The sequence below is a fragment of the Paenibacillus pedocola genome, from assembly GCF_031599675.1.
Lineage (GTDB): Bacteria > Bacillota > Bacilli > Paenibacillales > Paenibacillaceae > Paenibacillus_AQ > Paenibacillus_AQ pedocola.
In genome coordinates this window covers 4,453,182-4,469,428 of record NZ_CP134223.1, presented here as the reverse complement: position 1 = coordinate 4,469,428, position 16,247 = coordinate 4,453,182, and the positions used below count along the sequence as shown (strand labels likewise).

Annotated in this window: 19 protein-coding genes; 14 read left to right on the top strand and 5 right to left on the bottom strand. The window is 49.8% G+C overall.

Going from position 1 to position 16,247, the window contains the following annotated elements; all coding sequences use genetic code 11:
• Positions 1-113: 113 nt before the first annotated feature.
• The 4 genes from QU597_RS19965 (at position 114) to QU597_RS19950 (ending at position 2,684) form a co-directional block, all read left to right on the top strand.
• A complete protein-coding gene (locus QU597_RS19965; RefSeq protein WP_310829510.1) occupies positions 114-689 on the top strand; it encodes a TetR/AcrR family transcriptional regulator in 576 nt (191 codons plus the stop codon).
• Positions 690-840: 151 nt separating this feature from the next.
• On the top strand, positions 841-1,503 hold the full coding sequence (gene rnhA, locus QU597_RS19960) for a ribonuclease H (RefSeq protein ID WP_310829509.1): 663 nt from the start codon (positions 841-843) through the stop codon (positions 1,501-1,503).
• Between the two features lie 76 nt (positions 1,504-1,579).
• The gene (locus QU597_RS19955; RefSeq protein WP_310829508.1) at positions 1,580-2,248 is read left to right on the top strand and encodes a uracil-DNA glycosylase; all 669 of its coding nucleotides are present in this window, start codon (positions 1,580-1,582) and stop codon (positions 2,246-2,248) included.
• Between the two features lie 31 nt (positions 2,249-2,279).
• Positions 2,280-2,684, top strand: coding sequence for a hypothetical protein (locus QU597_RS19950; RefSeq protein WP_236332165.1), 405 nt, complete (start codon positions 2,280-2,282; stop codon positions 2,682-2,684).
• A 62-nt stretch (positions 2,685-2,746) separates the two neighbouring features.
• Here QU597_RS19950 and QU597_RS19945 read toward each other — a convergent pair whose 3' ends face one another.
• Positions 2,747-3,847: an AI-2E family transporter gene (locus QU597_RS19945; protein WP_310829507.1), complete on the bottom strand. Its 1,101-nt coding sequence runs from the start codon at positions 3,845-3,847 to the stop codon at positions 2,747-2,749.
• Between the two features lie 198 nt (positions 3,848-4,045).
• Between QU597_RS19945 and QU597_RS19940 the strand changes: the two genes are divergently transcribed.
• Complete coding sequence (locus tag QU597_RS19940) at positions 4,046-4,516, top strand: general stress protein (protein ID WP_310829506.1); 471 nt, start codon at positions 4,046-4,048, stop codon at positions 4,514-4,516.
• Between the two features lie 34 nt (positions 4,517-4,550).
• Here QU597_RS19940 and QU597_RS19935 read toward each other — a convergent pair whose 3' ends face one another.
• Positions 4,551-4,835, bottom strand: a complete 285-nt coding sequence (locus tag QU597_RS19935) for a hypothetical protein (protein WP_310829505.1) — start codon at positions 4,833-4,835, stop codon at positions 4,551-4,553.
• A 200-nt stretch (positions 4,836-5,035) separates the two neighbouring features.
• Here QU597_RS19935 and QU597_RS19930 point away from each other — a divergent pair, with 200 nt between their 5' ends.
• From QU597_RS19930 to QU597_RS19905, 6 genes are all read left to right on the top strand, one after another.
• On the top strand, positions 5,036-5,884 hold the full coding sequence (locus QU597_RS19930) for a DeoR/GlpR family DNA-binding transcription regulator (protein ID WP_310829504.1): 849 nt from the start codon (positions 5,036-5,038) through the stop codon (positions 5,882-5,884).
• A gap of 32 nt (positions 5,885-5,916) precedes the next feature.
• Entirely contained in the window at positions 5,917-6,828 is a 912-nt protein-coding gene (gene pfkB / locus QU597_RS19925; RefSeq protein ID WP_310829503.1) for a 1-phosphofructokinase, read from the top strand.
• Positions 6,829-6,866: 38 nt separating this feature from the next.
• Positions 6,867-8,792: a PTS fructose transporter subunit IIABC gene (locus QU597_RS19920; RefSeq protein ID WP_310829502.1), complete on the top strand. Its 1,926-nt coding sequence runs from the start codon at positions 6,867-6,869 to the stop codon at positions 8,790-8,792.
• A gap of 144 nt (positions 8,793-8,936) precedes the next feature.
• Positions 8,937-9,437 (top strand): Crp/Fnr family transcriptional regulator, encoded by a 501-nt coding sequence (locus QU597_RS19915; RefSeq protein ID WP_310829501.1) that lies wholly within the window; start codon positions 8,937-8,939, stop codon positions 9,435-9,437.
• Between the two features lie 332 nt (positions 9,438-9,769).
• Positions 9,770-10,441 carry a YitT family protein gene (locus tag QU597_RS19910; protein WP_310829500.1) on the top strand — a complete coding sequence of 224 codons (672 nt, stop codon included), beginning with the start codon at positions 9,770-9,772 and terminating at the stop codon, positions 10,439-10,441.
• A 201-nt stretch (positions 10,442-10,642) separates the two neighbouring features.
• On the top strand, positions 10,643-11,437 hold the full coding sequence (locus QU597_RS19905) for a TIGR00266 family protein (protein WP_310829499.1): 795 nt from the start codon (positions 10,643-10,645) through the stop codon (positions 11,435-11,437).
• A 110-nt stretch (positions 11,438-11,547) separates the two neighbouring features.
• Here the strand turns inward: QU597_RS19905 and QU597_RS19900 are convergent, their stop codons facing one another.
• Positions 11,548-12,315: a class I SAM-dependent methyltransferase gene (locus QU597_RS19900; protein ID WP_310829498.1), complete on the bottom strand. Its 768-nt coding sequence runs from the start codon at positions 12,313-12,315 to the stop codon at positions 11,548-11,550.
• Positions 12,316-12,442: 127 nt separating this feature from the next.
• Between QU597_RS19900 and QU597_RS19895 the strand changes: the two genes are divergently transcribed.
• Both QU597_RS19895 and QU597_RS19890 read left to right on the top strand, forming a co-directional pair.
• Entirely contained in the window at positions 12,443-13,141 is a 699-nt protein-coding gene (locus QU597_RS19895) for a response regulator (protein ID WP_310829497.1), read from the top strand.
• A gap of 1 nt (position 13,142) precedes the next feature.
• Entirely contained in the window at positions 13,143-14,162 is a 1,020-nt protein-coding gene (locus QU597_RS19890; protein ID WP_310829496.1) for a sensor histidine kinase, read from the top strand.
• Here the strand turns inward: QU597_RS19890 and QU597_RS19885 are convergent.
• Positions 14,107-14,391, bottom strand: a complete 285-nt coding sequence (locus QU597_RS19885) for a PQ-loop domain-containing transporter (RefSeq protein WP_310829495.1) — start codon at positions 14,389-14,391, stop codon at positions 14,107-14,109. The genes QU597_RS19890 and QU597_RS19885 overlap by 56 nt on opposite strands.
• Positions 14,392-14,576: 185 nt before the next feature.
• Between QU597_RS19885 and QU597_RS19880 the strand changes: the two genes are divergently transcribed.
• Complete coding sequence (locus QU597_RS19880) at positions 14,577-15,620, top strand: helix-turn-helix domain-containing protein (RefSeq protein WP_310829494.1); 1,044 nt, start codon at positions 14,577-14,579, stop codon at positions 15,618-15,620.
• Between the two features lie 69 nt (positions 15,621-15,689).
• Here QU597_RS19880 and QU597_RS19875 read toward each other — a convergent pair whose 3' ends face one another.
• The gene (locus QU597_RS19875; protein WP_206101301.1) at positions 15,690-16,124 is read right to left on the bottom strand and encodes a MarR family winged helix-turn-helix transcriptional regulator; all 435 of its coding nucleotides are present in this window, start codon (positions 16,122-16,124) and stop codon (positions 15,690-15,692) included.
• Positions 16,125-16,247 lie beyond the last annotated feature (123 nt).

The window sequence follows — 16,247 nt, the reverse complement described above, 5'->3', positions numbered from 1 at the left end:
AAAATTAATATAGAATGATTGGTGCAGAATTGAAGTGATTAAGTTCACGATTTTGAGTAATATTTACCGAACGTTCTATAAATGGTAAAATAGCACCAGAAAGGAGCATGATTATGGCTAGAAGCAAGGAGTTTGATGTTGACAACGTACTCGGAAAGGCAATGACGATCTTCTGGCAGCAAGGTTATGAGAAAACCTCCATGCAGGACCTGGTTTCCGGTATGGGAATCCATAAACGGAGCATGTACGATACCTTTGGCGATAAGCATACTTTATATATGAAAGTGATAGACCGTTATGCAGAAATCTTTTCTTCCAAGATGGAGAACCGGGTCGAAGGGCTGTCCTCCGCCAAGGAGGCTATCCGGCTGTTGTTTGAAATGGCCGTACTCCGGGAAGAGATTGAACCGAAAGGGTGCCTGCTCGTCAATACTGCGGTGGAGCTTTCCAATCTGGATCCGGATGCGGCAGCCAAGGTGAATGATGCTTTCCTGCACACTGAGCGGCTCTTCGAGCGTTTGCTGCGGCACGGACAGGAGAGCGGAGAGCTTCAGCGGAGCTATGAACCGGCTGATATGGCAGCCTATCTTCACAACGTGCTGGTAGGCTTGCGTGTTATGGTCAAAATGACACAGGATCGGAGCAAACTGCAGAATATCATCGATACTGCGCTCAAGGTGCTGGATTGAACAGTCCGCCATAGTATGAGCCCTTCCACAAATAATTATCCAGCTTTTCCTCCGGGCTGCAGGCAGCAGCAATAAATGCACTTCAATCTGGACGCGGTTTAGATTACAATATTCTTCTGATGAATTTTTGGCGGCAGGGGGTGCAGTAATCATGGCAAAACAGAAATATTATGTAGTATGGGAAGGCAAGCAGCCGGGAGTATATAGCACTTGGGCAGAATGCCAGGCCCAGACCGATCATTACACGGGGGCCAAATACAAGTCCTATGAGTCTAAGGCAGCAGCAGATACCGCCTATAAGGCAGGCTGGAAAGGCAATTGGGGAACTGGTGCTGCAGCATCCGGAGGGGCTAAGGGCAAACCGGCAAGCCCGTGGAGCCGGAGCGCTTCCGTTCCGACGTCGGAGGAGATTGATTACGACAGTATCTCTGTGGATGTCGGTACACGGGGCAACCCGGGTCCGGTAGAATATAAGGGCGTGGATACCCAGACCGGGGACATTATCTTCTCCTGCGGTCCGATTAAGAAAGGCACGAACAATCTTGGAGAGTTCCTGGCGATCGTTCACGCGCTGGCGCTGTTGAAAAAAGAGGGCAGCAGCAAGACCGTTTACAGCGATTCCGTCAATGCCATGAAATGGGTCAAGCAGAAGAAGGTAGCCACAACACTGGCGCGGGATGCTTCAACAGAGGAGATCTGGACGCTGATTGACCGGGCAGAACACTGGCTGCGGACGAATACCTATGACAATAAGGTCCTGAAATGGCAGACCAAGGAGTGGGGCGAGATCAAGGCGGATTACGGGCGGAAATAGCCCCCGGAATTGGGTAATAGATTATATTAGTTGAACGATAGATCTGCCAGCAGGCAAAGGCGGGAGGAGACCGGGGATGTTCGGCAACGATTGGGATGAGGTACTGCAGCAGGAAACAGAGAAACCCTATTTTCAGGAGCTGCTTAACACGTTAGATGCGGAGTACGGCGAATATACGGTCTACCCGCCGAAGGATTTGCTGTTCTCGGCACTCAAGCTGACGCCTTACAGCAAGACGCGGGTCGTTATACTGGGACAGGACCCTTATCATGGAGCGGGCCAGGCTCACGGGTTAAGCTTTTCAGTGAAGCCCGGGGTGCGGATTCCGCCTTCACTGCGCAATATATATCAGGAGCTGCATAACGATACAGGGGTAACGGCTCCGAATCATGGCTCATTGCTGCATTGGGCCGAAGAAGGCGTGCTGATGCTTAATACAGTCTTAACTGTACGTGAAGGACAACCCAATTCTCATAAAGGACTGGGCTGGGAGACATTTACCGGTGCCATTATGGAGAAGCTGAATGAACGGACAGAGCCGGTCGTATTTATCCTCTGGGGCAGCCATGCCCAGCAAAAAGGGGCCAACATTGACCGGAGCCGTCATAAGATCATTCAGTCTCCGCATCCTAGTCCGTTCTCCGCACACCGCGGATTTTTAGGCAGCCGGCCTTTTTCACAGGCAAATCAATTTTTGGAGTCACATGGTTTGAAAGGAATAGATTGGTCCATACCGAATGTATAGGTAGCTAGGACACAGCGAAGGGGGTGGAGCAATGAAGCATTGGGTAGGCAGACCTGTCATTATGTATTGCGGCGAACCGCCGTACACAATCATGAAGGGCGTGCTGCGCAAATGGGACCCTGCGGCTTCGGTGGCCGTTATCGGCCATCAGGAAATTGCTGTACCTTTTCGTGACATTGTGTTCATAAAGGCACTCGCTCCCAAAGAGAGAGCTTTGCCCCCGGTTCTACACTCCGTCGGATACGTCATGAGAGAACGGCAGCAGTTTGACAACGCAGTTTATTTTAAATCAGCGGTAACCGTCTGGAGGGGTGATCAGCTGATCGCTTTTAACTCGGTAATCATCTCGCATACCAAAGGCTCGGTTACCCTCCAGGACGGACAGAACCTGATGAAAGGCTCACACCTATTTGTGGTCCGTTCCCTGCGGGGCTAAGCAGATCCCCAAACAAAAGGCAGTGCCCTCCGGAAGGAGCGGCACTGCCCTTTTTATTTTTCCTACAGCTTCTCCTCTGGGGTGATCTGAATTTCCTCCACCCTTTCTGCAATGACAATCTCGTAGATCCGCAAAAAGATGATTTTGGCAATCATGTAGACCGGCAGAGCAATCAATACCCCGATAATCCCGAAGAAGTCTCCACCCACCAGCACAAGGACAACCGTGGTTAGCGGATGCACATCCAGCGATTTACCGTAAATGATCGGAGAGAGTACATTATCCTGAATTTGCTGGGCAATGACTATAATAACGAGCGACCAGATCGCCATCGATGGAGATTCGATGAATCCGACGATAACCACCGGTACAGCGGCAAGCAGCGAACCGACATAAGGAATGAAGTTGAGCGGTATGGAGATGACTGCGAGCAGCAGTGAATAGGGCAACCCGATAATTAAAAAACCGATATACAGCATGATGCCAAGGACAACATTCAGCAGCACACGGGTAACGATAAAACCGCTCAGCGCACTGTCAATATCCTCCAGAATAACCTGGCCCTCCTTGCGGTATTTCCGTGGAATCAGGCTTTGCAGAATCGGCGACAGCTTATGCCCGTCTTTGAGCATGTAATACAGAATGACCGGCAGCGTGGCTATAATGACGACAATGCTGGAGATGACGCCGATAAGATTGGACATGGAGTTGGTCACCCACGTAACGCCATTGCTCAAATATTCAGAGACTCTCACCGAAAGATCGGTATCCCCTTTGAAAAAGCGCGAGAAGGTAGGATTGCTCTGCAGCTTGTTTAATTGATCTTGTATTCCTTGGACAAGGTAAGGCATATTGTCGATAAAATTCTGGAATTGCTCGCGCAGCGTTGGCCAGACGAGGATCCAGAAGAGCACGAACAGGCCGATGAACACGAGATAGATTAACAGAATAGACAGTGCCCGGTTCAGATTATGCTTCTCCAGAAACTTTACGAGCGGCCGCAGCAGATAATACATGAATCCCGACAGCATCATTGGCACCAGCAGCAGATTTAGAATCGCCAGCACAGGATTAAACAGAAAGAAAACCTTTGAACCCAGATAGAGAATCGTTAAGAAGGCGATAATGGACAGACAGGTCCGAAAATACTTACTTTGCAGCATAGCAGCACCTCCTATTTTCTAATTACACATTATGTATCCGTTAGGATCATGGATGTCTAGTAACATAATCCCGATTCTATCTTTATAACCGAATTACTAGAGATTGATTCAACCAAGATGACGCACCTAATAGCCCCTTCTCCTGGTTTAAGCGGTAAAATAGGCGGTTAATATCGCAATAACAGGAGGGGATTGCAGATGACTACACTGGTTATAGGCATATTCGGGCACAGAAGCGATGCTGCGCTTGCTATTGAGTCCTTGCGTAAAAGTGGAATTAAAGCGAAGCAAATCTCAGCCGTCACGAAACAGAAGAATACGCTGGAGATCATCAGCCATGATACCGGCATTGGAAAAACGGAGAGCGGAAATGGTAATTCGGGCTTGTTCGGAACCGCCAGGGAGCTTGGGGTTGGGCTGGACATGATCGAAGATACCGCTGTGGCTGCAGGACCGGCAGCGCGCAAGCTGGCAGGGGCAGACCTGGAAGGTGATGGTCTTACCGTCAGCCTGATCAGTATTGGAATCCCTAAGAAGGATGCTGCCAGGTATGCGGAACATGCTGAACAGGAGCATATTCTGGTTATCGTGAATGTTCCGGAGGATCAGCGCAAGCAGGTTAGTGAACTCTTGGAGCAGCATCAGACCCTTCCGCTGGAGTCCGTATAACAGGCTCTTGAGGGAAGAATCTGCATATAAAAAATCAGCGCGGTGGACGGGATTTCCGTTTCATCGCCTTTTTTCGTGATCGTATAAACAGATCCGGCGCCAGATCTACCTGTCCCCCGGTTTCCTTAGTGACTTCTTTTGCCTTGACGAGTGCTAAAAAAGCGAAGAATTCTCCAAGAACGGAAAGCCCGGCAGCAATAATCTCATAATCGTCAGCTGTCAGCTCTGCAGATTCAGCCGGATTTCCATTGCTGGCGGAACCAGTGCTGCTTTTGTTATTGCTCTTACTGCTGCCATTCCCGTTATTGTTATAGGCCATTTCCTGTTCACCCGCTTTTCGCCATATGTATTATAAATATGTCATTGTCTACATAGATGAGATAGGCAATCGGGAGGATATTTACAGAGGAGAGTCAAATGCGCATTTGTGATTAAAAAAGCGCTTTACATACTTTGAAAACGCTGTTAAAATCATAAATGAGCACAAATGATCAATAACGAGCATGATAATCCAAGCAAATGAGCAAATTATCTATAGTAAGCATAGATGATGCATGGCTGGCGGAATATAAGCCCGCGCACTGCATCCAAGGAGTGATGAATGTGCTGTTTGAAGAGGAAAGAAAACGCAGCATTGTGCAGTTCGTGGAGCAGCAGACGAGAGCATCCGTGCAGGAGCTCAGCCAGCAGCTTGGCGTCTCGGAATCGACGGTACGCAGGGATCTGAAGGAGCTGGAGGAGGCAAGGCTGCTTAAGCGGACACATGGCGGAGCGGTTTCGCTGCAGAGTGTCAACTTTGAGGCCGCATTTCCGGACAAGGAAGACCGGTTCCAGGAGGAGAAGCTGCGGATGGCCCGTAAGGCAGTGGAGCTGATTCAGGAAGGCGACGCGATCCTGCTGGACGGAGGAACGACGACCCTGCAGATTGCCAAAGCGCTGAAGAGCTTCTCCAATCTCAAGGTCATTACCAATTCGATTATGGCCCTGAACGAACTGAAGGATTGCCGGAATATCGAAGTGTCGATTACCGGTGGCATGCTGCGGCCGGATACAATGGCTTTCGTAGGCCCGATGACGGAACGGTCCCTGGAGATGGTTCGGGTGGATAAAGCATTTCTGGGTACGAACGGACTTGATCTGCACGACGGGATTTCCACCCCGAATATGCTGGAGGCAGCCACGAAGCGCAAAATGATTGCCGTTGCCAAGCAGGCCATTCTGCTGGCGGATCACAGCAAGATCGGGCAAGTCTCCTTTTGCAAAGTGGCTGACCTGCAGGAAATCGATCATTTCATCCTGGATTCGGACACGCCGGACAGCTTTATCCGCGGGCTCGAAGCGCTGGATGTAGACTTTACCATCGTCTGAGATTAAGTAAACCACAATAATGAGGGATGAAAATGATATATACAGTGACACTCAATCCTTCCATTGATTATATCGTGGAAGTTGAAGATTTGAGGCTCGGCGGCTTAAACCGTATGACACGTGATCTGAAACTGCCTGGAGGCAAAGGGATCAACGTATCGCGCGTGCTGAATCAGCTTAAAATCAGAAATACAGCGACCGGCTTCCTTGGCGGGTTCACCGGCCAGTTCATTGAGGACTGGCTGAAGGAAGAAGGCACTTCCAGCGATTTTGTTCCGGCCTGTGGTGACACCCGGATCAATATCAAGCTGAAATCCGGCGAAGAAACCGAGATCAACGGAGCCGGACCGGACATCAGTATGGAAGAAGCCGATGCACTGATGAACAAGCTTTATAATCTCAAGTCCGGAGATATCGTTATCATGTCCGGGAGCATCCCCCCGTCGCTTGGCGAAGACTTCTATAACAAGCTGATCGGAGTATGCAAGGAGCAGGGGGCGGATTTCGTCATCGATACGACGGGCCAGGCCTTGAAGCAGGCGCTTATACATGGTCCGCTGCTCGTCAAGCCGAATCATCATGAACTTGCCGAATTGTTTGGCGTGACTATCAGCACCAGAGCGGAAATTATTACTTACGGACGCAAGCTGCTGGAATCGGGTGCGCAGCATGTGCTTGTATCCATGGCAGGTGAAGGAGCGCTGTTCATTTCAGAGCAGGGGGTGTTTTATGCGAACGTACCGGCAGGCAAGGTGAAGAATTCTGTAGGCGCTGGGGATTCGATGATTGCCGGGTTCGTGGGTACGTTGTCCAAGACGGGGGATGTGCTGGAGGCATTCCGCACAGGTGTTGCATCGGGAAGTGCGACTGCATTCTCTGATGATTTGGCGGACGGGGAGCTTATTGAGCAGCTGCGGCCGCAGATTCAAATTTCACAGTTATAAGCAAGAGGCATTCATAGGAATATAGGGAGCTGATAAACATGAGAATTACAGACCTGATGATAAAAGATACAATGATCATGAACCTGCAGGCCACAACGAAGGAAGCGGCGATTGATGAACTGATCGCCAGTCTTGCAGCCAGCGGACGGATCAATGACACGAAGCTGTTAAAAGAAAAGATTCTGGCACGTGAAGCCCAGTCCAGCACGGGGATCGGCGGAGGGATTGCAATGCCTCATGCCAAGACAAAGGCGGTCAATGAAGCAACCGTAGTGTTCGCCAAGAGCAGCACGGGTGTCGATTTTGCTTCATTGGATGAAGAGCCGGCTAAGCTGTTCTTTATGATTGCTGTGCCGGACGGGGCCGGAAATATGCACTTGCGCACCTTGGCTTCATTGTCCAGGATGCTCATTGAAAGCGAATTCATAGAGGCGCTCATGAATGCAGGTACACCGGATGAAGTTGCTGCCCTATTCGATGCCAAGCAGGCTGAGCAGGAAGCCAGCGAGCAGGCTAACGCGCCTTCAGAAGCTGCTAAACCGGCTCCTGCGCGGATCATTACCGGCAATCCCGCTTCTTCAAGCTTCGTTGTCGCTGTAACGGCTTGCCCTACCGGGATTGCCCACACCTTTATGGCTGAGGATGCCCTTAAGAAAAAAGCGCTGGAAATGGGCGTCAATATCCGTGTGGAGACCAACGGCTCCGAGGGTGCGCAGAATGTGCTGACTGACGATGAAATCCGCCGGGCCAGCGGCGTTATTATTGCCGCCGACAAGAATGTTGAGATGGCCCGTTTCAACGGTAAGCCGGTACTGCAAAGACCGGTCAGTGATGGTATCCGCAAGCCGGAAGAACTGATCAGTAAGGCTGTGAAGGGCGATGCTCCAATCTACCGCAGTGAAGGACGCGGCAATGACGAAGCTTCGGCTGTAAAGTCCGGCAGCATCGGAAGTAAAATTTACAAGGACCTGATGAACGGGATTTCGCATATGCTCCCGTTCGTAGTCGGCGGAGGTATTCTGCTGGCCATTTCCTTCCTGATCGAGCAGGTGGCCAGCGTTGACAATCCGCTGGTGAAGCTGCTGCAGACTATAGGCGGCGGAGACGGTGCCTTCCACTTCCTGATTCCGATTCTCGCCGGATTCATCGCGATGAGCATCGGCGACCGGCCGGCGCTTATGCCCGGGATGGTCGGCGGTCTCATGGCCCTGAACTCCAACGCCGGATTCCTCGGCGGACTTGCTGCAGGTTTCCTCGCCGGTTACGTGGTCATTGGCCTGCGCAAAGCCTTTGCCGGATTGCCGCGCACGCTTGACGGGCTGAAGCCGATTCTGCTCTATCCTGTATTCTCGCTGCTGATTACAGGCGCCGTAATGTTCTACCTGTTCGATCCGGTCTTCAGCTGGCTTAATGAAGGACTTATTGATGCCCTTAACAATCTGGGTACTGGCAACATGGTCGTCCTCGGAATCATTCTCGGCGGGATGATGGCCATTGATATGGGCGGGCCTTTCAATAAAGCAGCATACACCTTTGCCATTGGAGTATTTACCTCCAGCGGTAATACCAACGGACTGATGATGGCGGCAGTAATGGCGGGAGGGATGGTTCCTCCGCTGGCGATTGCACTGGCAACTACGCTGTTCAAGAATAAGTTCACGGAAACCGAACGCAAATCTGGTCTAACCAACTATGTGCTGGGCTTGTCGTTTATTACCGAAGGGGCTATTCCTTTTGCGGCAGCCGATCCGCTGCGTGTCCTAACCACTTGTATCATCGGTTCGGCTGTAGCCGGCGGACTCACCCAGCTGTGGGATATTAACGTTCCTGCACCGCACGGAGGGATCTTCGTCGCCGCTCTTTCCAGCAATGCGCTGCTGTTCCTGCTGGCTGTTCTGATCGGTTCCGTCATCTCCGGTCTGGCTCTTGGACTATGGAAGAAGCCGCTGCAGGCTAAACAATAATCTCACTAATCACAATAAATAACTGCGGGACATCAGACAACTTTCTGCTGCCCGCAGTTTTTTTGTTGTAGTCTGCTGCATTTTTTAGGCGTATTTCTGTATAATGACCAATATATATAAAGTGAAGCTAAAGGAGAGAGCGAGATGATTCTGCACAAAGGGGAAGCCTTGTTCCGCCAGGGTGACAGCTGCGATTATCTGTATCGGGTGAAAAGCGGGCTGTTTAAAGTAACAAGGCTGCATGAGAACGGGAATATGGTGCTGTTTAACCTTCTGTATCCCGGCGAGACCGTTCCCCACCATTCCCTCATTTCGCCAAAGGAGGCGCATGGAACAGCTGTCGCGATGATGAAAAGCGAGGTTGAAGTCATTCCGGCTGCGGAATGGTACCGCGAGCTGCGTGAGAATTCGGGGAAAGTAATGGAGATTGCACTTCTGCTCCAGGAAAAGGTGCGTTTTATGCAGACGCGGGTGGATCATCTTACGGTTGGATCGCCGGCCGAGCGGATGGACCTGCTGACCCGCTGGATGAATGAATATGCGCATGGCGCACAGCTGACAGATCTGTTAACACAGGAAGAAATTGGACAATTGATCGGCGTCCGGCGTGAGACGGTCAACCGTTTGCTGCGTAATCAGGAATAACCACAGATTTTACACAGTTCGTGAACTATTTTACTGGAAATATGTTTAGAGAGTACCCGCGGCGTGGTATAATCTATTCAGAACTTATTAAATTAGAGAAAGGATCAGGATACCATGTGTCCCCGAAGGACGATTCCCCAAAGGACGATTTGGAAACGTTATGATCTGTCTTATACTTAGCTTCCCTGTAGAATGTGCGCACGTTGTTCATTGACGAAGCCGCCTCTCACTTGGGAAGGAGTATTGTATGCGAAGGAATAGCTCCTCTGGTATGACCCTCGTAGAGGCAACGGTGACGTCTAAGCCGCCATCTACGATAAGGGGAGACCTGTATGAGGAATCACAACAGTGGCACAAATTTGCCGCTAAGACTCACCGTTATTTTGTCCGGAACTTTGCTATTAGCGTTTACTTATTATCACATTAATTATCAGAATCATTTGACCGAGGGCGGGTTTGTCGGCCTGGCACTGCTCGGCAAATACGTATTAGGAATTTCGCCTTCATTATCTACACTACTCTTAGACATTCCAGTACTTCTAATCGCAGTGATATTCAAAGGAAAGTCGTTCGTGGTCAACACCTTCATCTCCGTAGGAGCCTTCACGCTGTTCTATGGACTGATGGAACGCTATTCCGGATGGGTGATCAACTTGCAGGATAACTTGCCGCTTGCGGCGTTGTTGTCCGGTGTACTGACAGGTCTAGGAGCGGGATTGGTCCTGCGCGGCGGCGGGGCGAGCGGCGGTGATGATATCTTATCGCTGCTGATCAGTGAATGGAAAGGAATTAAGGTAGGTACTGTATTCATCCTGATGGATGTAATTGTTCTGGCCTTGTCTCTTTTCTACATGCCGGTTAAGGAGACGCTGTATACGGTGATGGCCGTAGTTGTTGCCGGTTATGTAATCACCTTTACCACTTCTTTCGGCAGAGCGAAGCTGAACAAAGTGCCGAAGCTTCAGCCGAAGCTGGGCAAGCCGCACGATGGTACAGTGATGTGAATAATGCAAAGTTAACCCTTAGTCACAGGGTTCATGATGAGAGGCCAGCGGGATTAGATTCCGGCAGGCCTCTTTTTGTTTCTTTTTCATTGATAATCAGGAACCGCCGCTCTACACTGAACGTATATATCTCATTCAAACATCATAGAATTGCAGGAAGTCTGGGAGCTGTGCTCAACAAACACTTAGGAGGAAACAGGAATGAGTGCTCACGAAATCGATTATGTCATTATGGGTGAAGAAATTCAGTGTGTAGAGGTGCAGCTTGACCCCGGAGAGAGCGTAATTGCGGAAGCGGGCAGCTTTATGATGATGGACCCGGAGATCACCATGGAGACAATTTTTGGCGACGGGTCCGGTTCCCAGCGCGGTAGCGGGCTGATGGGCAAGCTGATGGGCGCGGGTAAGCGTATACTGACCGGAGAAAGTCTGTTCATGACCCTCTTTACCCACAGCGGGGGTTATGGACGGAAGAGTGTAACCTTTGCCGCCCCTTATCCGGGCAAAATCATCCCGCTTGACCTGCAGCAGTATAACGGCAAGATCATCTGCCAGAAGGATGCATTCCTCTGCGCAGCCAAAGGGGTGTCGGTGGGCATCGAATTCCAGCGCAAGCTGGGTGTAGGGTTCTTCGGCGGTGAAGGCTTTATTATGCAAAAGCTGGAGGGCGACGGCCTGTCCTTCGTCCATTCCGGCGGTTATGTGCTGGAACGGACCCTTCAGCCAGGCGAGACCATTAAGCTCGACACCGGCTGTCTGGTCGCTATGACTTCATCGGTGGAGTACAATATCGAATTCGTCAAAGGTGTAAAAACAGCGCTGTTCGGCGGTGAAGGCCTGTTCTTCGCCACCCTGCGCGGACCGGGCAAGGTATGGGTGCAGTCCCTGCCGTTCAGCCGGATGGCCGACCGCATTCTGTCCGCAGCAGGCAATTCGGGACGCAAGGAAGAGGGCAGCATCCTCGGCGGCCTGGGCAATCTGCTGGACGGCAGATAGCCTGCAACAAGTATTAATTAGCCGTTCCTACCGGATTGAACCGGAAGGACGGCTTTTTACTTTGTGAGGACAGCAATATGGAGTTATTAATGAATCGAAACGGGAACAACTCATTTTCTGGCTAAATACAAGTCGATAGTATCATAGACACTTAGTACATCTCCAAAATTCATAATGGCTTCTTTAATCTCAGCCTCCAACCCTTCTTTTGCAGCGGATGGCATACTTCTATGGTCTGAATAAGAATTCAATAATGCGATATAGTCGGCCGAAGGAAATCTTCTGGTTAAATGATATAACTTAAACACAACATCCCTAAATCCATAACCTTGAATAGTCTTTAAGATGTAATTATATCGTTCAGTGTCATTTTCAATTATTTTGGTATTAGCAGGTCTGTATTTTTGATATATGCTTTGAATGTTCTGATGTAATTCGTCATTTTCACGTGCTACAAACGGCCGGTTCCAGAATAATGCCAGTGTTCCATTGGTTTTCAATAATTTAGAGACTTTTGGATAACTTGTTGCTTCAGGAATCCAATGAAATGCAGTGGCGGAATAAACTAGATCTACACTGTCATCCGGATATTCAAATTCCTCAAAGGCAGTGTTGCATACCGTGAAATTTTTATATTCCTGAAACTTTAATTTTGAGTACGCTGCGAGGTCTTTTCCTAATTCAATTGCCGTTAATTCACACCCCGTGTTCAAAAAAGGCCTTGTTGCCTGACCGGTTCCAATCCCTATTTCAAGTGCCTTTTTACCCTGCCCAATTTGAGAATACGCCATAATATCTTCGAATAATTCTTCGCAATAGGTGGGTCTCCATTTGTCGTAGTTCTCCACATCCTCATTAAATGTTAATCGTTTATCCATAAAGAATCATCCTCCTATGTAAAAAACTACTAAAAGAGTATACCTCATATTTGACTAGCCTGCAGGGACTGTATATATTATGGGCAACCCCCTTGGCTTAGGCTAAGGATGCAACCGGAGGCCTCCTATGTTCAAAATATTCATTATTGAGGATGACCAGGGTCTGGTAACCCTGCTTCAGAATTATCTTCATAAGTTCGGCTATGAGACGCAGGCGGTGCGCAATTTTGATGCGGTAAAAGCGGAGTTTGAGCAGTATGCGCCGCATCTGGTCCTGCTGGATGTGAATCTGCCTAAATTCGACGGTTACTACTGGTGCCGCCAGATCCGCGGGATTTCCACCTGTCCGATTCTGTTCATCTCTGCCCGTGACGGTAAAATGGATCAGGTCATGGCGCTGGAGAACGGGGCGGATGATTATATTACGAAGCCGTTTGATTATGAAATTGCCTTTGCCAAAATCAAAAGCCATCTCCGCCGTGCCTACGGCTCCTATGCCGCGGGGAGCAATGAGCGCAGCCTGAGCGTTTCCGGACTGATGCTAGATGTAGAGCGGCTGGTTCTGTCACGCGGCAGCGCAAAGGTTGAGCTTAGCCACACCGAAGCGAAAATTCTCGATGAACTCATGCAAAAAGCCGGCACAATCGTCACACGCGACCGGCTGCTGGAGAAAATCTGGGATGAACAGGCGTTTGTTGATGATAATACGCTGAATGTCTATGTCACCCGGGTACGCAAAAAGCTGGCCGTCCTGGATATCCAGGATGGGCTTCAGACCGTGCGCGGTCAAGGCTACCGGTTATCAGGCAACTGGGGGGAAGTGTAGGATGAAGCTGTTTTTGCGGGAACAGACGCCGCTGATCATAGTCTACATAGCCCAATTGCTGATCATCACACTCATATACCGCCTGGACGGCGGAAGTGCGGTAGAGGTGAGCCTGTATGCGGGGCTGCTCAGCACTTGCCTGCTGCTGGGATATCTGGCTTACCGTTATCTTAGCAACCGCTCCTTCTATGAGCGGCTGCAGTCGCTGCCGGGCTCGCTTGATGAATCAGGCGGTCCCGCCCAGAGCTCACCGCTTGCCGACAGCCTGCGCACACTGCTGACCCAGCAGTTCCGGCTCTATCAGAATGATCTGCACAGCTACCGCCATAAGCTGGAGGAGCATATCCATTTCATTAACCAGTGGGTGCATGGCATGAAGACACCGCTCTCGGTCATCCATCTGATCATACAGGACAAGGACGGACCTCCATTCACCGCAATCGGCGACGAGTTGGACCGGCTGAAAAAAGGGCTGGATACGGTGCTCTACACCGCCCGGCTGGATACGTTTGAGCATGATTTTTACGTAGAGCAGCTGAAACTTGCAGACATTGTGCGCAGTGTGACTTCAGAGCAGAAGCGGCTGTTCATCCGCAAACGGGTGTTTCCGGCCATTTCCGTAGACAGCGGCATTACGATCACTTCTGACGAGAAATGGCTGACATTTGTGCTGACCCAGCTGATTACTAATGCGCTGCGTTATACGGTGGAGGAAGGCAGATTTGTCCATTTTCATGGTTATGCTGAGGAGCAGGGGAGGGTCACACTTGAGGTGCGTGATGAGGGAGTAGGTATTCCTTCCGGCGATCTGCCAAGGGTATTCGATCCGTATTTTACCGGTGTGAACGGGCGCAGCTTTCAGGAATCAACCGGAATGGGCCTTTATCTCGTCAAGCAGATCTGCGGCAAGCTGGGGCATGAGGTGGAGATTTCCTCTGAGGTGGGCAAGGGGACGGCGGTGCGGATTATTTTTTCGGGACATTCGGCGGCCGGTAGCGCAGGATCAGGAGCACGACGGTAGAAACAACGGTGAGGGACATCGTATTCGTAACCAGAAAAGCCAAGCCGTTCCCGTCAGCAGCCAAGCTTACCGCGTAAGCCTCCATCAGCCCGATACCCAGCAGCATCAGCAGATAGGCTCTCAAGCTTAAATCAGAGACAGACTTCGTCTTTAAGATCTGAACAATTTGCGGAATCCATCCTATAGAAAGAATAATACCGCCAATCAGCTGCATCAGCGTAAACAGCATACACACACCTCACGGTTCGTTTATTACTGATGTATGCCGTGACGGTAATGTGTGTTCTTGTCATGTACATAAGGAATGTAACTGATAAGCGGATTCTATTAACTAAGCGGTCATAGAGGATAATTTACCAAAAGCTTATACTTCAGTTGACTAGTCGAACTAATAAGGTGCTGGAGGTTATCTAAATGAATATTGAGATAGGCAAAAAAATTAAAACACTTCGCTTACAGAAGGGAATGACCCAGGAAGTTCTTGCAGCAAAGCTGAATATGTCCTCCCAAGCTGTATCCAAGTGGGAAAACAATGTAACGATGCCTGATATTCAGCTTCTCCCTGAATTACCGGTGATTCTGGGAGTTACAATTGATGAGCTGTTTGCCTTAACGGATGACACTCATCTGGAGCGTATCGGAAATATGATCGGCAATGAACATTTTATAGCTGAAGATGATTTTAAATATGCTGAACAATTTCTTATAGAAAAACTCAATGATGACTCTAAAAAGTCCCAAAGCTTCAACTTGCTGGCCCAGCTGCATATTCATCAAGCCGATGAGCATCGGGAGCTGGCTTCCCGTTATGCCAAGGAAGCGCTGATGCTTGCTCCAGATAACAAAAGCAATCATAACGCTTTGAGGGATGCGGAGAATGGGGTCATTTTTGACTGGAACTTTTCAAACCACCATAAGCTGATCAAGTATTATAAAAATTTTGTGCCGCAGCATCCGGAATACTGGCGTGGTTATGTATGGCTGATGAACTACTTGATTGCTGACGGCAGATGTGCAGAAGCAAGAGAAGTTCTGAAGAGCTTGAACCAAATCCGTCCAGGTTATTTATATCCATTATACGGGGGACTGATCTGCAAGGAAGAGGGAAATCTTACTCAGGCATTAGAGCTTTGGGATCATATGACCGGATTGTATCCTGATGAATGGATGGCATGGTCCGCCAAAGGAGACTGTATGGCCAAGTTATGCAGATACGACGAAGCGATTGAGTATTACTCCAAGGGGCATGAACTGCAGCCAAGTCCTAAATATGCTGATTCCTTTATAGCCATATCCCATATTTACAACATTCAAGGGAACTATGAGGAGTCTATTGAAAAGCTCCATGAAATAATCGCTCTGCTGGAAAGCGACTGGAACATCACAGAGGGTAAAACAGTTGATTTTTATACAAGTGAAATCGATAATTTAGCAAATATGCTGGATAAACAAATATAACAAGAAAACCCGCCATCCCAGAAATCGGACAGCGGGTTCTTGTTTGTATCCTGCCAGGTCAGCAGCAGATCATTGCTGTTTCGGGCGGGCAAGCTGCTCCAGAAGCTGCGCGGTTTCACTCTGGGGGAAGGCCTCAGCCAGCACCTCGTTCACGGTTACCCGCGCGCGGTCTACCTTGCTCTGCCCGTAGGCAGTCAGCGAAGTATAGATACTTCTGCGGTCAGCGTCGCAGGATTTCCGCTCCAGCGCTCCGCAGCCCTTGGCTTCAAAGCGGCTGACCAGCCGGGAAACGGCGCTCTGGCTAAGCCCGACCATCGCCTCCAGCTGCTGGAGCTTCAGCTTCTTCTCCGGAGCCTCGGAGAGAAAGAGCAGCAGGTAGAATTCCTTCAGGGACAGCTGATAATTCTCCTGCAGCCTCGCTTCAAGTTCATTCGCCACATTCATCTGTATATGAGTCAGAGACAACCAGCTGGTAATCAGCTCATCCTCCAGGTTATTCTTCATCTGCAAAATCCTCTCCCGGTGTATGCCGGCACATGAAATTTAGTAGTATCCATTATACCATCATCACCCCGCAGGTTGCGAGAAAAGAAGCCCGACTGACTGAACGCCGTGTGCTCTGCAGAC

Excerpts from the sequence above, each read along its gene's own strand:
- QU597_RS19965 (WP_310829510.1), top strand. The coding sequence starts at position 114 with ATGGCTAGAAGCAAGGAGTTTGATGTTGACAACGTACTCGGAAAGGCA.
- QU597_RS19890 (WP_310829496.1), top strand. The coding sequence starts at position 13,143 with ATGAAGCTGTTTTTGCGGGAACAGACGCCGCTGATCATAGTCTACATA.
- rnhA (WP_310829509.1), top strand. The coding sequence starts at position 841 with ATGGCAAAACAGAAATATTATGTAGTATGGGAAGGCAAGCAGCCGGGA.
- QU597_RS19915 (WP_310829501.1), top strand. The coding sequence starts at position 8,937 with ATGATTCTGCACAAAGGGGAAGCCTTGTTCCGCCAGGGTGACAGCTGC.
- QU597_RS19905 (WP_310829499.1), top strand. The coding sequence starts at position 10,643 with ATGAGTGCTCACGAAATCGATTATGTCATTATGGGTGAAGAAATTCAG.
- pfkB (WP_310829503.1), top strand. The coding sequence starts at position 5,917 with ATGATATATACAGTGACACTCAATCCTTCCATTGATTATATCGTGGAA.
- QU597_RS19900 (WP_310829498.1), bottom strand. The coding sequence starts at position 12,315 with ATGGATAAACGATTAACATTTAATGAGGATGTGGAGAACTACGACAAA.
- QU597_RS19945 (WP_310829507.1), bottom strand. The coding sequence starts at position 3,847 with ATGCTGCAAAGTAAGTATTTTCGGACCTGTCTGTCCATTATCGCCTTC.
- QU597_RS19940 (WP_310829506.1), top strand. The coding sequence starts at position 4,046 with ATGACTACACTGGTTATAGGCATATTCGGGCACAGAAGCGATGCTGCG.
- QU597_RS19955 (WP_310829508.1), top strand. The coding sequence starts at position 1,580 with ATGTTCGGCAACGATTGGGATGAGGTACTGCAGCAGGAAACAGAGAAA.
- QU597_RS19930 (WP_310829504.1), top strand. The coding sequence starts at position 5,036 with ATGAGCAAATTATCTATAGTAAGCATAGATGATGCATGGCTGGCGGAA.
- QU597_RS19920 (WP_310829502.1), top strand. The coding sequence starts at position 6,867 with ATGAGAATTACAGACCTGATGATAAAAGATACAATGATCATGAACCTG.
- QU597_RS19885 (WP_310829495.1), bottom strand. The coding sequence starts at position 14,391 with ATGCTGTTTACGCTGATGCAGCTGATTGGCGGTATTATTCTTTCTATA.
- QU597_RS19875 (WP_206101301.1), bottom strand. The coding sequence starts at position 16,124 with ATGAAGAATAACCTGGAGGATGAGCTGATTACCAGCTGGTTGTCTCTG.
- QU597_RS19910 (WP_310829500.1), top strand. The coding sequence starts at position 9,770 with ATGAGGAATCACAACAGTGGCACAAATTTGCCGCTAAGACTCACCGTT.
- QU597_RS19880 (WP_310829494.1), top strand. The coding sequence starts at position 14,577 with ATGAATATTGAGATAGGCAAAAAAATTAAAACACTTCGCTTACAGAAG.
- QU597_RS19895 (WP_310829497.1), top strand. The coding sequence starts at position 12,443 with ATGTTCAAAATATTCATTATTGAGGATGACCAGGGTCTGGTAACCCTG.
- QU597_RS19935 (WP_310829505.1), bottom strand. The coding sequence starts at position 4,835 with ATGGCCTATAACAATAACGGGAATGGCAGCAGTAAGAGCAATAACAAA.
- QU597_RS19950 (WP_236332165.1), top strand. The coding sequence starts at position 2,280 with ATGAAGCATTGGGTAGGCAGACCTGTCATTATGTATTGCGGCGAACCG.